This window comes from Pectobacterium versatile (assembly GCF_003932035.1).
Taxonomy (GTDB): Bacteria; Pseudomonadota; Gammaproteobacteria; order Enterobacterales; family Enterobacteriaceae; genus Pectobacterium; species Pectobacterium versatile.
The window spans coordinates 3453834-3468198 of the sequence record NZ_CP034276.1; the positions used below are offsets into that span (position 1 = coordinate 3453834).

Sequence of the window (14365 nt, forward strand, 5' to 3'; positions counted from 1 at the left end):
AGGGTGAGTGAGGGAAACCAACGCACATGCAGCTTGAAGTATGACGGGTATCCGGCGTTTTTTTTCAAGGAAATCGCTATGGTCAGCGTATTTGATATCTTCAAAATCGGTATCGGCCCGTCCAGTTCTCATACCGTCGGCCCGATGAAAGCGGGTAAAATGTTCACCGACGATCTGGTGAACCGCGCGCTTATCTCATCGGTGACACGTATTGTCGTTGATATTTACGGCTCACTTTCCCTGACGGGGAAAGGGCACCACACCGATATCGCTATCATTATGGGGCTCGCGGGTAATCTGCCGGATAGCGTAAATATCGATAGTATTCCGGCGTTTATTCAACAGGTGAAAGACACTCAGCGCCTGCCGATGCTCAACGGTCAGTATGAGGTCAGCTTCCCGCTGGAATCCTCCCTGCGTTTCCAGCCGGAAAACCTGCCGCTGCATGAAAACGGCATGACCATTCGCGCCTATAACCAGCAAGAGTTGGTCTATAGCAAAACGTATTACTCCATCGGAGGCGGATTCGTCGTCGATCAGGAAAACTTCGGCAAACCCAATCTGGCAGAGGAAAGCGCGCCCTATCCGTTCTTTTCTGCCCAGAAGTTACTGCAACACTGTCACGATCACTGCCTGTCTTTATCCGCCATCGTCCTGAAAAACGAGATTGCGATGCATGGTCGGGAAGCGCTTGAGAATTATTTTGCCGACGTATGGAAAACCATGCAGGACTGCATGCATCGCGGCATGAATACGGAAGGCGTGCTGCCCGGCCCATTACGCGTTCCCCGTCGGGCATCAGCGCTGCATCGCCTGCTGTTCATCAACGATCGCTTTTCTAACGACCCGATGGATGCGATGGACTGGGTGAACATGTTCGCGATGGCCGTGTCGGAAGAAAATGCAGCTGGTGGACGCGTCGTCACCGCACCAACTAACGGCGCGTGCGGCATTATTCCCGCCGTGCTGGCCTATTACGATCGCTACGTTCAACCCGTCACCCCAGAATCTTACCTACGCTACTTCCTGGCATCCGGCGCTATCGGTATGCTCTACAAAATGAACGCCTCTATTTCCGGTGCGGAAGTGGGCTGTCAGGGGGAAGTCGGCGTTGCTTGTTCGATGGCGGCAGCCGGTCTGGCTGAGCTACTCGGCGCTAGCCCTGAACAGGTATGCATCGCGGCAGAAATCGGGATGGAGCATAATCTGGGGCTGACATGCGACCCGGTAGCGGGTCAGGTTCAGGTGCCGTGCATTGAACGCAACGCCATTGCCTCCGTGAAGGCGATCAACGCCGCCAGAATGGCAATGCGCCGCACCAGCGAGCCACGCGTATCGCTGGATAAGGTCGTTGAAACCATGTATGAAACAGGCAAAGACATGAACGCCAAGTACCGTGAAACGTCTCGCGGCGGTTTAGCAATTAAAGTCGTGCTGTGCGAATGATATCCCAGGGGATCATGGTGGGAGATAAACTGGCCTTGTCGCGTTAAATGCCTGACAGATTAACGCGATAATCAGAGGATCATGCGTAAGGGTTAATGCATTTGCATTAACCCTTTATTTTTTTATCGCTTTCAGGCAATGACCAGACAATATTGTTTTCAGCCGCCGCGATATACCAGTCCACAGTGCTGTTAGCTGGTTTTTTGATATTTTCATGCTTGGTGAGCGCTTTGGCAGGAAACGTGGCGGCTTTCTTTCTGATACGCAGCGGCGTCTGTTTTTTCTCACCGCTAATCTGTGCATGGAAGGATTCCACTTCGGCATCGAAAAGCACGCCTTCAATCTGATGCAGACGATTTAATCCACGCAGAATAGAGAGCAGGCTACTGAGCGTAATAGATTCGCCCATTTCTGCACGCTTGATCGTCGCAATCCCCAGCCCTGCCCGTTCGGCGAGATCGACCTGCGATAGACGTTGCTGAATTCTGGAGTCTTTTATTCTCCGGCACAGTTCGGTAATAATTTCGCCTTCGTTCATGGTACTGAATTTCATCTTACCCGCCACTTGCCAGAGTCAAAAAATTTGCGCGCATTTTATCATCAATTTTTCAAATGGCACGGACAATTGATGAACGGTATCCATAATTTTTTTATGGTCGATACACACTGACAAGGAGACCACTGTATCTCACTATCAGTACTGATTACTTTTAGTTCAAAACATTACTTAATTGAATAATTAAAACCATTAACAAATCACTAAAAAAATTAACCATTTGATTTATATGATTAAAATAAAAATATAAATTTTCTAGTACGAATAATAAATAAAAATACATAAATTAATGTAAACTTTATTCCATATTCGTACGATTGCACCGTACGCTGATTCTCTACTATTGAACCTCAATCCCATAGGAAAGGAACTTCCGTAATGAGCATCACGAGCCTTAATAGTATCAACTACTCAGTCCCCTCGGTGAACCGTAAGGAATCTGCGGAAAATGCGTTTTCACTCAGTGACAACACATCAAAGCCAAACCTCCATTCAGTTTCCACTACGACTAATCCCCCTTCAACGATTCAGTCAAGCAAGCGTTATGATTTTTCCAATATGACGCCACAGGAAGCGATTGATGCGACAAAAGAGCTCACCGCCTCCGGCGATATGTCATTTGAAGAAAGTCTGGAAATCGGTATGGCGGCACTGCTCATTTTGCATCCTCCTGTTGACGATGTCTCCTCCACCGACCCCAATCGGAAAATCAATTTTATACAAATGCTAAAAAATGGAATAAGCGGTTCGCTATCACGCGGCGAGCACTTACATGCAGAACAGCAAAAATCAGTATTAGATAAACTAGCACAACTTAGTTACACGCCGATTAGCGTGAAGGCATAATGAAAAGCAGGTTCTCTTTTAAGAGAACCTGCTGAGAATGCGGTGTTATCGAATATTCAGTGAAGTGCCAAGCGTTCGATAAATTACCATAGCCCACTGACCAACACGGCAATGCCTAGTTGTGTTCAGTTCATTGTAGGATCATATCCTGGATGGGGCGGGTAAATAATTTCATATTCCTGAGAGGAAGGCTTACTTGCAGACGTTAGATTCCCTAGGAAAGGAGCATCCAGCACAGTAATTGTTTCCACGACTGGCTCTTCCTGAGCCTGAGAATAAGCCGGAAACATCACACTAACCAACATACTGAATGCAACGCCAATATATATTTTCTTTCTCATCCTGAGTAATTCCATTTAAATACAGCCAATCGCTGCATATAAACTATGAATCAAAATTTTATTTTTTTTCAGTAAAAAAATCACAAAAAAAATAAAAACCTTTAAATTAAAAAAATAATAATTAATCGGTTATTTATTTTTATGAATAAGTTTAAAAATATTCGCAATATCATTACCATTCATAATAAAATGATACGCATAGAAATGATATTGCATTCTATTATTTAAGTACGGTTCTAACCAAAACGCCCAGTAATATAATCCTCTGTGCGGCGCTGAGTCGGAGAGGTAAATAGATCGTCCGTACGATTGTATTCGATCAGTTTGCCCTGATTGATAAACGCAGTGTAATCCGACACGCGAGCCGCCTGCTGCATGTTGTGCGTCACCAGCACCAGCGTGAAATGCTGCTTTAGCGTTCCCATCAGCTCTTCAACAACCAGCGTAGAAATGGGATCGAGTGCGGAGGTCGGCTCATCCAGCAACAACACTTCCGGCTCAATGGCGATCGCCCGGGCGATCACCAAACGCTGCTGTTGCCCGCTGGATAGCGTCAGCGCGTTGTCGCTCAATCGATCCTTTACCTCATGCCAAAGCGCCGCCGCACGTAGCGCACGCTCAACGGCATCATCCAGAAAACGGCGATCGCGTAATCCCTGTAATCTCAGGCCATAAATCACGTTTTCATAGATCGACTTGGGAAACGGATTCGGTCGTTGAAAAACCATACCCACCCGACGGCGCAATGTAGCAACATCCAGCTGCGGGTCGTTGATAAGCATCCCATTCAGCCTGATATCACCTTCGGTACGGCAGTCGTCCACCAGATCGTTCATACGATTAAAGCAGCGTAACAGCGTGGATTTGCCACAGCCTGACGGGCCAATCAGCGCCGTCACCTGATTCTTCGGAATACGAATCGAAATATCGTTCAGTGCCTGCTTGTCGCCATAGTAAAGATTCAGATGTTCCACGGTTAACGTCGTCTGCTCATCACTCAGTTGATGAACATCAGGCAGCGGTGCCATCTCCTTTTGTGTCATAAATCCCATAACTTCATCCTACTTTCAAAGTGATAACGAACGGTATTTCTCACGCAGAACATGGCGAATCCCAATCGCCGCAAGGTTCAAGCCAACCACAATCAACACCAACAGCAGTGCGGTGATGTACACCAGCGGCCTTGCCGCTTCCACATCCGGGCTTTGGAACGCCAGATCGTAGATTTGGAATCCCAGATGCATAAATTTTCGCTCAAGATGCAGATAAGGGAAAATGTCATCCACCGGTAAAACCGGCACCGACTTCACCACGCCGACCAACATCAGCGGCGCGGTTTCCCCCGCGGCACGCGCCACGGCGAGGATCAAGCCCGTCATCATCGCGGGAACCGCCATCGGCAGCACAACATGCCATAGCGTTTCGGCTTTGGTCGCTCCCAGCGCTAATGAACCGTGGCGCACGGACATTGGGATGCGCGACAGCCCTTCCTCCGTCGCCACAATCACCACTGGCAGCGTCAGCAATGCCAGCGTCAGTGACGCCCACAGCAGCCCCGGCGTCCCAAACGTCGGATTAGGCAGCGCTTCAGAATAGAACAGTTGGTCCAGCGTGCCGCCGATGAGATAAACAAAAAAGCCTAACCCGAATACGCCATAAACAATAGAAGGCACCCCCGCCAGATTGACCACGGCAATCCGCACCCAGCGCGTTAAGCTGTTTTTCCCCGCGTACTCATGCAGATAAACCGCGGCGATCACGCCCAACGGCATCACGACAATAGACATCAGCACCACCATCAGCACCGTGCCAAAAATGGCGGGGAAAAGGTGGCCAGCGCTGTTGCTGTCCGGCGAATAGTGCACCAGCATGAATTTCGCCTGCTCGCCCCAGTGGCTGACTTTTTCCCACAGGTTCATCGCATTAGGGAACCAGGCCTGTTCAATGTCCCTGAGCGGGATAAGATGAACGCTGCCGTTTGCGTCGCGTAGCTGCACGGTATCGCGATTAATCTCCAGATTGAGTGAGGTTAACTGGCGCGACAGCTCATCGAAGCGGCGTTGCAGTTCAATGCGCTCAGCCTGAAGACGGGCTAACGCCTGATTATCCAGCGTCTTGGCCTGCTGGCGCTTTTTCTCTTCCAGCCGCAGCGTCTCAAATTGCTGGTTGATCTTCGCCATCTCTCCCATGCGGATGGCCTGCGTCTTCGCCAGCAACCCCTGCACCTGCTCGACGCGATGTTGCAACGTTGCAGGGAGATCCGTCGCCACCAGCGGCTGCTCGCCCTCCAGCATGCCAGCCAAATAGCCATAGGCCGCGCCATTATTCGTCCGCTTCAACACCAGAATATCGGCAGGTTTATCAAAGCGGACAATATCGCGCGACAGCAGCGAGCGGAAACTCTGCCCATAGATTTCACGCTGACCAATTTTGATCAAATAGCGGGTTTCAGCGTCCCCGGGCGAAGAGGACAAACCGGCCTGTTCTAACTGCTGAGACGAAAGCGTCTGCTCCGCATAAATTTCCCCTATCAGCGCACGCTGCGCACCGTGTTCAGGCTGCAACGTCAGCAACCAAACGGGCTGCGGCCACAGATAGCGCATACCTTGCCCAGCCAGCAGCACGATAATTGCCAGCATCGCCAGCAGGCTAATAGAAATTGACGACGCGGTCAGCCACACCCAGGGCCTTCCCGAACGGAACCAGCGCTTCACGCGTTTTCTCCTTCATCACGATAGCGTTGGCGTAAGCGCTGTCGGATAGTTTCAGCCAGCGTGTTCACGATGAACGTGAAAACAAACAGCGTTAATGCCGTTAAGAACAGCACCCGATAGTGACCGCTGTTCGTCACCGCTTCCGGCATTTCAATGGCAATATTCGCCGCCAGCGAACGCAGCCCCTGAAGCAGACCTTCATCCATAATCGGCGTATTGCCCGTCGCCATGAGCACAATCATGGTTTCCCCCACGGCGCGACCAAAACTCAGCATCAACGCGGCGAAAATCCCAGCGCTGGCGGACGGCAGCACGACACGCCACAGGGTTTGCCACGCCGTCGCCCCCAGCGCTAACGATCCCTGACTTAAGCGAGCTGGTACGCTGAACAGCGCATCTTCCGCTAGCGAAAAAATCAGCGGGATCAGCGCGAAGCCGAGGGCAACGCCCGCTACCAGCGTATTACGTTGGACAAAATCATCGCCTAACCACTGATATAGCGGCTGCCCCAATACTGCAATTTCGATATGTGGCGCAAGCCAGCAGCCGGCCACAAATGTCAGCAAAATGGCAGGGATAAGGAAGAGTGCGTCCCAGCCAGCAGGGAAACGGGTGCGCCAGCGCGTCGGCAGGCACTCAATCAGCCAGCCGCAGCCGAGCACGGCCAGCATCCATAAAATCGGCATGACCAGAATGGCTGACAAATACGTCGCAAAATGCGGGGCCAGCCAGATGGCCGCAATCAGGCCGACAACCACCGTCGGCAGCGCACCCATGATTTCCAGCGTGGGTTTAATCCAGCGCCGCAGCGTCGGCGACATAAAGCAGGCGGTATAAATCGCGGCAGACAGCGCCAGCGGAGTCGCAAATAGCATGGCGTAAATCGCCGCTTTCATCGTGCCCAGCATCAGGGGCATCATGCTGAATTTAGCCTGATAGCTGTCATCCGCAGACGTGGATTGCCAGATATAGGCAGGCTCTGGGTAGTTCTCGTACCACAGCTTTTGCCACAGCCCGCGCCAGCCAATATCGGGATACGGGTTATCAACCTGATAGCGATGCCAGCCCTGCGCCGTTTCAACCAAGATGGCAGAACCGCGTGGCGAAAACGCCAGCGTTTGTGCATGGGCCGGTAGCGTCTGCGTCAGCAGCGCATGAGACTGTTTACTGGCAAACAGCGACAGTTCACCCTGTGCATTCAATGTGGCAAAGACTCGTCGCTGCGCCTCCGTTGCCAACAACACCGATTCGCCCACAACGTGCGGAAACTGGCGCGTCTCTGTCAGCGTCGCCCCCTTTTCGCCCGGAACCTCAAACCATTGGCTAATCCGCCCGTCAGCAGCCTGCACCAGCAGCGATCGTCCACCGGACAACAACGCCAGATGCAGCGGTTCCGCCAGTTGTAACTGTCGCTCTTCCCGCAGCGTCAGCGCGTTCGCCCCCACCTGCCATAGCGTTAATGTCTTACCGCTGAGCAAATACACTTGCTGCCCGTCGGGCGTCAGCAGCAGTTGGCTAATCGTACCCGCCGGAAGCGTAGTCTGCGCCCGTTGCCGCACGCCATTTTTATCAACATCGGCAATAATCAAGGAATTTTCCTGCCCGATCGCCGCAACAACGACATGCTTTTCACCCACCGCAGCCACTGCCAGATGACGCAGCGGCTGCGCGGGTAACCCAAGCGAATACGCCTGCTCACCCAGCGGATAATCCCAGACTGGAGAACGGTTTTCTGTACGCGATAATACAGGCTGTACGAAAATCAGACGGCCATCAGGCTGACTCAGGGCATAAATTTGTCGCTCGCCCTGACTCTGCGCCAGCAAACTCAGCGCGGGAACCAACTGAATACGCGACATAGGCTGGTTTTCCGCAAACGGAATAAACTCGCCATAGCCCTGACTGTCGATGCGAAACCCGATTTGCCCGTTGTCGCTAAGCCCCAGCGCTAGCGACGGCTCCGCACTGTGGCGTTGCACCGTTTTTTGGCCGTTAACAGTGGGGGAAAGGAACAGTGGCGTCACCACATACAGTAGATAGAAGAAGATTAACAACAGCATAGCCAGCACCAGCAGCCCACTGCCCGCAACAATGCGGTGAACCAAACGATCGATCCACGCTCGCCGACGATCCCGATACTGTGATGTGTTGCCTGTGTTTACCATTATTCTCGCCGTTAGAGTGAAGCCGCCAGAGTCGTGTTGCTAACGTATTGCGGGTAGCATATGTTGCCTTTACGCCCATAATATGACAATGGTAAGTCTGTCTATGAATTAGATTTTATACCCTAAATAGTTCCAGTCGTATGAAGGCGGCAACCGAGGGAGTCCTCAGGAGCTTACTTTAGTAAGTGACTGGGGTGAGTGAGGGTAGCCAACGTACAGACGGCTCGAAATATGACGGGTATCGTCATCAACACGCCATAATGTTGTTGTACCCTATACCCACAGAGGAAGGGTATGAATATTGGATGAACCTTCAGTACATGAGTTGAGCGGAGTGACAATGGGTCAGGACAAACTCTACATAGAGAAAGAATTAAGTTGGTTATCCTTTAATGAACGAGTACTTCAGGAAGCAGCAGATAAAAGCAATCCGTTAATCGAACGCATGCGCTTTCTTGGCATTTACTCCAGCAACCTTGATGAATTTTATAAAGTCCGTTTTGCCGATTTGAAAAGACGCATTCTGATTAACGAAGAACAAGGTCTGGACGGCAATCTGCGACACCTTTTAGGTAAAATTCAGGCGCGCGTACTAAAAACCGATCAAATCTTCGATAGCTTGTACAACGAACTGCTGCTGGAGATGGCGCGTAACCAGATTTTTCTGGTCAATGAGCGCCAGGTTTCACCTAATCAGCAAGAGTGGCTGAGGGACTACTTCCGGCAATATCTGCGCCCGCACATCACGCCAATACTCATCTTTAACGAAACCAATCTGGTGGAGTTCCTGAAGGATAACTATACCTATCTTGCCGTCGAAATTATTCGTGGCGATGAAATCAGTTATGCCCTGCTGGAAATTCCTTCGGATAAAATACCGCGCTTCGTCAACCTGCCAGCGGAAGCGCCGCGCCGCCGTAAGACCATGATCCTCATCGATAACATTCTGCGTTACTGTCTGGATGATATCTTCAAGGGCTTCTTTGATTACGATGCGCTGAACGCGTACTCCATGAAGATGACGCGCGATGCAGAATACGATCTGGTGACGGAAATGGAATCCAGCCTGTTGGAATTGATGTCTTCCAGCCTGAAGCAGCGCTTAACCGCCGAGCCGGTAAGATTTGTGTATCAGCGCGACATGCCGGACGCCATGGTTGCGATGCTACAGGAGAAACTGGGGATCTCTTCTTTTGACTCCGTTATCCCCGGTGGGCGTTATCATAATTTCAAAGACTTTATTTCTTTCCCGAACGTCGGACGCGCCAATCTGGTCAACAAGCCCTTGCCCCGCCTACGGCACACCGGGTTCAACAATTTTCGCAATGGGTTTGATGCGATCCGTGAGCGCGACGTTCTGCTCTATTACCCGTACCACACCTTCGAACACGTATTGGAACTGCTGCGACAAGCCTCTTTCGACCCTAACGTGCTGTCCATCAAAATCAATATTTACCGCGTCGCTAAAGACTCACGCATCATTACCTCAATGATCCATGCGGCGCACAACGGTAAGAAAGTGACGGTCGTGGTAGAGCTACAGGCACGCTTTGACGAGGAAGCAAACATCCATTGGGCTAAGCGCCTGACGGAAGCTGGCGTGCACGTCATTTTCTCAGTGCCTGGGCTGAAAATTCACGCCAAACTGTTCCTGATTTCCCGCCGCGAAGGGGAAAACATCGTGCGTTACGCGCACATCGGCACCGGTAACTTCAACGAGAAAACCGCCCGCCTGTATACGGATTACTCGCTGTTAACCGCCGACGAACGCATTACCAACGAAGTCCGTCGCGTTTTCAACTTCATTGAAAACCCCTACCGCCCGGTCAGCTTCGAGCACCTACTGGTGTCACCGCAAAACTCCCGCGACAAGCTCTACCAACTGATCGATACCGAGATCGAAAACGCGCTGGCGAATCGTGATGCAGGCATTACGCTTAAGGTAAATAATCTGGTGGATAAAGGGCTGGCGGAAAAGCTGTATCAGGCTTCGTCTGCGGGCGTGAAAATTAATCTGCTGGTACGCGGCATGTGTTCACTGATCCCTAATTTACCGGGGATCAGCGAAAATATTCAGGTCATCAGTATTCTTGACCGCTATCTGGAACACGATCGGGTGTATGTCTTCAACAACGGCGGAGACAAGAAAGTCTACCTCTCTTCCGCAGACTGGATGACACGCAATATTGATTATCGCATTGAAGTCGCAGTGGAAATTCTGGATCCCATTTTGAAAAACCGCGTGCTGGAAACGCTGGATATTCTGTTCAGCGATACGGTGAAAGCCCGTGTCATTGATAAAGAGTCGAGCAACCGCTATGTCTCACGCGGCAACAAGCGTAAAGTACGCGCGCAAAATGCCATTTACGACTACATCAAGGCGTTGGAGCAACCTGGAGATAAGCCTGAATAATGCCGTTAACGAACAATGAAAAAACCGAGATAAAGCCGCAAGAGTTCGCGGCTATCGACCTGGGCTCCAATAGTTTTCACATGGTGATCGCACGCGTGGTAAACGGTGCGCTTCAGGTATTGGGACGTTTAAAACAGCGGGTGCATCTGGCCGACGGGCTGGACAGCAAAAACATGCTCAGCGAAGAAGCGATTCAACGCGGCCTGAGCTGTCTGGCGCTGTTTGCTGAACGCCTACAAGGCTTCCCAGCAATGAACGTGTCCATCGTCGGAACGCACGCGCTGCGTCAGGCGGCTAACGCGCAGGAATTTTTGCGCCGCGCGGCGGATATCATTCCCTATCCGATAGAGATCATTTCCGGCCATGAAGAAGCCCGTCTGATTTTTATGGGTGTGGAACATACGCAGCCGGAAAAAGGCCGCAAGCTGGTCATCGACATCGGCGGCGGTTCTACAGAGCTGGTTATCGGTGAAGATTTCGAGCCGATGCTGGTGGAAAGCCGTCGTATGGGGTGCGTCAGCTTCGCACAGCAGTTTTTCCCGAATGGTGAAATTAGCGAAGCCAACTTCAAGCGCGCTCGGCTGGCCGCAGCGCAAAAGCTGGAGACGCTGTCCTGGGAATACCGCATATACGGCTGGAAATTCGCCCTCGGTGCGTCTGGAACGATCAAAGCCACGCATGAAATTCTGGTGGAGATGGGAGAGAAAGACGGCCTGATTACGCCCGAGCGACTGGAAATGCTACGCACGCAGATCTTGCAGTTTAAGCACTTCAAAGCGCTGAGTCTGCCGGGTCTGTCCGAAGACCGCCAGTCGGTGCTGGTGCCCGGTCTGGCTATTCTGTGCGGTATTTTCGATGCGCTGGCGATCAAAGAACTACGCCTGTCAGATGGCGCATTGCGCGAAGGCGTGCTGTACGAAATGGAAGGTCGATTCCGCCATCAGGATATTCGTATCCGTACCGCGCAGAGCCTGGCGACCCATTACAATATCGACCGCGAGCAGGCGCGACGCGTGCGGGAAACCACGCAGCAGCTTTATGCGCAGTGGGCAGAGCAAAATCCTAATCTGGTGCATCCACAGCTTGAGGCTATTTTGAACTGGGCTTCCATGTTGCATGAGGTTGGATTGGGCATTAACCATAGTGGCATGCACCGCCATTCCGCTTACATTCTGCAAAACACCAACCTGCCCGGCTTCAATCAGGAACAGCAGCTTGTGCTGTCCATGATCGTGCGGTTGCACCGTAAAGCGATCAAGCTGGAAGAGTTGCCACGTTTGAACCTGTTCAAAAAGAAACAGTATTTGCCCATGATGCAGCTCTTGCGCCTTGCCACGCTGTTGAATAACCAGCGTCAGGCAACGACAACGCCGGAATCGTTACGGCTGCACACCGATGACAACTACTGGATGCTGACGTTCCCACGTGACTTCTTTACCAACAACACGCTGGTACAGCTGGATTTGGAACGGGAACAGGAATATTGGCTGGACGTCACTGGCTGGAAGCTGATGATTGAGGAAGAGAAAGCCTGATTGATGAAAACGTTACGTTGAAAATCGAGCCTACGCCGAACAGTAAAGTAGCGAAAAATGGTGTAACTTGGCTGGCCGGTGAGATCCGGTTAACATAAAGTTTACAGAGATGGGGCCGATACCAAAATGATGGCTGGCGTGAATTTTCGCCAACATCATGCAACCTCGGCGGAAAGATGCGTTTCCTTTCATGCCGGATATCAATCCAACTCAGTATTAAGGAGAGTAAAATGGATGTATCACAGATTGCATCACTCGCTACCGATCTCAGCAACATGCGTACCAGCAGTGAGGCCAGTACACTAGTGATGAAAAAAGCGCTCGATAACCAAGAAGCTGTTGCAGCTGGTATTTTGCAGGCATTACCCCCTCTGCCAGCAAATCCGGCGATTGGGCGTAACGTCAATACCACGGCGTAATCCCCTTGCACTACACAACCCGCTTATCCGTTTTTGAGCGGGTTTTTGGTAGCCCTCTCCGTCCCCTTATTCTTCCCCCAGCTCCCCTTAATCCTTATACCGAACGTGCGAAAACCGGATCGACCATCATCTTTTTCACTGCGGTAGATTGACCTCGCCTACTGCTTGTGCCTAAATAAACAACAGCGAATGTTCGCTTTCACAGAGGATTAACTGGTAATGTCCACGCTTACCCACAAACGACGATTATCGATACGCCCACGACGAAGTGGCTCTCGGATCGCCCGTGCCGTTTTACTCATCAGCTTCATTATTCTTTTAGGCCGTTTTGCTTACTCCACTGTCACCGCGTTTGGTCATCATCAAGACAAACAGCAGCAGCGTGCTGAACAATTACTGCTTCCTGCCAACGCACTCGTCAATCAGAAAGAGTAGCGCTTAGCCAACCCGTTCCTTATATTCTCTTTTTTCTTCATCAGGTTTTGTTGCCTTCGTATTCTCGTGCCCGTCATTCACGCCCGTTGCCTATTGAGATGATGCCGCACCAATAAAAAAACGTCGGGAGCGTTTTTCAACGTTGCGTAGCAACGGCCCGAAGGGTGACGGACGAGGATGTCCGTCATAAAAAAAACGGCAGTGCGAATCTTCGCAGCCACCGTTTTTATTAATCAATTTTGTTCATTAATCAATCGTGTTCACCAATCAATCATGAACTTGCTTCAAGCCGGACTTAGACGATAGTCAGGGTCACGTCGATGTTGCCACGCGTTGCATTGGAGTATGGGCAAACGATATGGGCTTTCTGCACTAAATCTTCAGCCACGGCGCGATCCAGGCCCGGCAGGGAAATTTTCAGTTCGACTTCGATACCAAATCCTGTCGGGATGGCACCGATGCCTACGCTACCGTTTACCGTGGTATCAGCAGGGACAGCGATTTTGTCACGCGCGCCGACAAACTTCATCGCGCCAAGGAAACAGGCAGAATAGCCCGCAGCGAACAGCTGCTCTGGGTTCGTCCCTTCAGCGCCTGCACCGCCCAGCTCACGTGGGGTCGTCAATTTAATATCAACCGCTTTATCGGAAGACACCGCACGACCATCACGACCACCAGTAGCTTGAGCATGAGCAACGTATAATACTTTTTCAATAGACATAATGTGACTCCAGATAGTTAGAGAATAGCCTAAGGCAGTATAGAGGCTGCTCAGGCCTTAATTAAATAGCGAAAAATTAAATCGCGAACTACTTATTTGCGTAAAGAAAATCGCATAAAAGCATACTACTTAACAAATATAGCGCTGTCTGACAGCGCTACGGATGCACAAGGCAACCGCCAGTATTTTCAAAGATGCCCAATCAGATTCTTGCGCAGCGTCTCTAAATCTTTTTTGATCGTCTGTAGCTGGTCAAGATGGCATTCCGTCGCGCAAAACACGCTTTCAGGAATCGCTCGTGCCTGCTGCTGAAGTGCTCGCCCTGCTTCAGTTAACCCGACCAGCACCTGACGCTCATCTTCTGTTCCCCGATTACGCACCACTAAGCCTGCGCTTTGTAACCGCTTGAGCAACGGCGTTAGCGTGGCAGAATCGAGATACAGACGCTCGCCCAACTCAGACACCGTCAAACCATCACGCTCCCACAGCACCAGCATCACCAGATATTGGGGATAGGTCAGATTCAGTTCAGACAGCAAACGACGATACAGTTTATTCATCGCCAGATTGGCTGAATACAGTGCGAAGCACAGTTGTCCATCCAGTTTGTAAGCGTTGTCGTTCATCGTCTCAGCCACCGGTATCGGTTACGTTTCTGGAACTGACTATATATCGCCAAAAACTAAGTAGCAAGCGATTTAATAATCCATTAGATGATTTTTTCATAAAAAATACGTCTGGGTACACTATCGCACACCTTTCAGATGGCGATTC

12 protein-coding genes are annotated in these 14365 nt (G+C 51.0%); 6 read left to right on the forward strand and 6 right to left on the reverse strand.

The annotated features are described in order from the left end of the window. Window positions 1-78 precede the first annotated feature (78 nt). Complete coding sequence (locus EIP93_RS15700; protein ID WP_103940905.1) at window positions 79-1446, forward strand: L-serine ammonia-lyase; 1368 nt, start codon at window positions 79-81, stop codon at window positions 1444-1446. A 106-nt stretch (window positions 1447-1552) separates the two neighbouring features. On the opposite strand, the gene EIP93_RS15705 is transcribed toward EIP93_RS15700, so the two are convergent. Further along, window positions 1553-1999 carry a helix-turn-helix domain-containing protein gene (locus EIP93_RS15705; RefSeq protein WP_103862468.1) on the reverse strand — a complete coding sequence of 149 codons (447 nt, stop codon included), beginning with the start codon at window positions 1997-1999 and terminating at the stop codon, window positions 1553-1555. Between the two features lie 381 nt (window positions 2000-2380). On the opposite strand from EIP93_RS15705, the gene EIP93_RS15710 reads away from it, so the two are divergent. Next, entirely contained in the window at window positions 2381-2848 is a 468-nt protein-coding gene (locus EIP93_RS15710) for a hypothetical protein (RefSeq protein WP_010300943.1), read from the forward strand. Between the two features lie 577 nt (window positions 2849-3425). Here the strand turns inward: EIP93_RS15710 and pstB are convergent. Genes pstB through EIP93_RS15730 form a run of 3 tightly spaced genes read right to left on the reverse strand, consistent with a single transcriptional unit; the run spans window position 3426 to window position 8068 of the window. Continuing rightward, window positions 3426-4241 (reverse strand): phosphate ABC transporter ATP-binding protein PstB, encoded by an 816-nt coding sequence (gene pstB, locus EIP93_RS15720; protein ID WP_010300948.1) that lies wholly within the window; start codon window positions 4239-4241, stop codon window positions 3426-3428. 15 nt (window positions 4242-4256) lie between these two features. Next, window positions 4257-5903: a phosphate ABC transporter permease PstA gene (gene pstA / locus EIP93_RS15725; RefSeq protein ID WP_125232952.1), complete on the reverse strand. Its 1647-nt coding sequence runs from the start codon at window positions 5901-5903 to the stop codon at window positions 4257-4259. Beyond that, window positions 5900-8068 (reverse strand): ABC transporter permease subunit, encoded by a 2169-nt coding sequence (locus tag EIP93_RS15730; RefSeq protein ID WP_125232953.1) that lies wholly within the window; start codon window positions 8066-8068, stop codon window positions 5900-5902. The genes pstA and EIP93_RS15730 overlap by 4 nt, the downstream gene beginning before the upstream one ends. A 340-nt stretch (window positions 8069-8408) precedes the next feature. On the opposite strand from EIP93_RS15730, the gene ppk1 reads away from it, so the two are divergent. The 4 genes from ppk1 (at window position 8409) to EIP93_RS15750 (ending at window position 12870) form a co-directional block, all read left to right on the forward strand. Next, complete coding sequence (gene ppk1 / locus EIP93_RS15735; RefSeq protein WP_103862471.1) at window positions 8409-10481, forward strand: polyphosphate kinase 1; 2073 nt, start codon at window positions 8409-8411, stop codon at window positions 10479-10481. Further along, window positions 10481-12016, forward strand: coding sequence for an exopolyphosphatase (ppx, locus tag EIP93_RS15740; protein WP_125232954.1), 1536 nt, complete (start codon window positions 10481-10483; stop codon window positions 12014-12016). Before ppk1 ends, ppx begins: the two co-directional genes overlap by 1 nt. Window positions 12017-12246: 230 nt before the next feature. After that, a complete protein-coding gene (locus EIP93_RS15745) occupies window positions 12247-12435 on the forward strand; it encodes a YjfB family protein (RefSeq protein ID WP_102118896.1) in 189 nt (62 codons plus the stop codon). 219 nt (window positions 12436-12654) lie between these two features. Continuing rightward, the gene (locus EIP93_RS15750; RefSeq protein ID WP_103862474.1) at window positions 12655-12870 is read left to right on the forward strand and encodes a YfgG family protein; all 216 of its coding nucleotides are present in this window, start codon (window positions 12655-12657) and stop codon (window positions 12868-12870) included. 295 nt (window positions 12871-13165) lie between these two features. On the opposite strand, the gene EIP93_RS15755 is transcribed toward EIP93_RS15750, so the two are convergent. Both EIP93_RS15755 and EIP93_RS15760 read right to left on the reverse strand, forming a co-directional pair. Next, window positions 13166-13591, reverse strand: coding sequence for an organic hydroperoxide resistance protein (locus EIP93_RS15755; protein WP_039486432.1), 426 nt, complete (start codon window positions 13589-13591; stop codon window positions 13166-13168). Window positions 13592-13779: 188 nt separating this feature from the next. Further along, the gene (locus EIP93_RS15760) at window positions 13780-14217 is read right to left on the reverse strand and encodes a MarR family winged helix-turn-helix transcriptional regulator (protein WP_170310009.1); all 438 of its coding nucleotides are present in this window, start codon (window positions 14215-14217) and stop codon (window positions 13780-13782) included. Window positions 14218-14365: the final 148 nt, after the last annotated feature.

Bases quoted from the DNA above. Each gene is read 5' to 3' on its own strand.
- EIP93_RS15700 (WP_103940905.1), top strand. From the start codon at position 79: ATGGTCAGCGTATTTGATATCTTCAAAATCGGTATCGGCCCGTCCAGT.
- EIP93_RS15705 (WP_103862468.1), bottom strand. From the start codon at position 1,999: ATGAAATTCAGTACCATGAACGAAGGCGAAATTATTACCGAACTGTGC.
- EIP93_RS15710 (WP_010300943.1), top strand. From the start codon at position 2,381: ATGAGCATCACGAGCCTTAATAGTATCAACTACTCAGTCCCCTCGGTG.
- pstB (WP_010300948.1), bottom strand. From the start codon at position 4,241: ATGGGATTTATGACACAAAAGGAGATGGCACCGCTGCCTGATGTTCAT.
- EIP93_RS15730 (WP_125232953.1), bottom strand. From the start codon at position 8,068: ATGGTAAACACAGGCAACACATCACAGTATCGGGATCGTCGGCGAGCG.
- ppk1 (WP_103862471.1), top strand. From the start codon at position 8,409: ATGGGTCAGGACAAACTCTACATAGAGAAAGAATTAAGTTGGTTATCC.
- ppx (WP_125232954.1), top strand. From the start codon at position 10,481: ATGCCGTTAACGAACAATGAAAAAACCGAGATAAAGCCGCAAGAGTTC.
- EIP93_RS15745 (WP_102118896.1), top strand. From the start codon at position 12,247: ATGGATGTATCACAGATTGCATCACTCGCTACCGATCTCAGCAACATG.
- EIP93_RS15750 (WP_103862474.1), top strand. From the start codon at position 12,655: ATGTCCACGCTTACCCACAAACGACGATTATCGATACGCCCACGACGA.
- EIP93_RS15755 (WP_039486432.1), bottom strand. From the start codon at position 13,591: ATGTCTATTGAAAAAGTATTATACGTTGCTCATGCTCAAGCTACTGGT.
- EIP93_RS15760 (WP_170310009.1), bottom strand. From the start codon at position 14,217: ATGAACGACAACGCTTACAAACTGGATGGACAACTGTGCTTCGCACTG.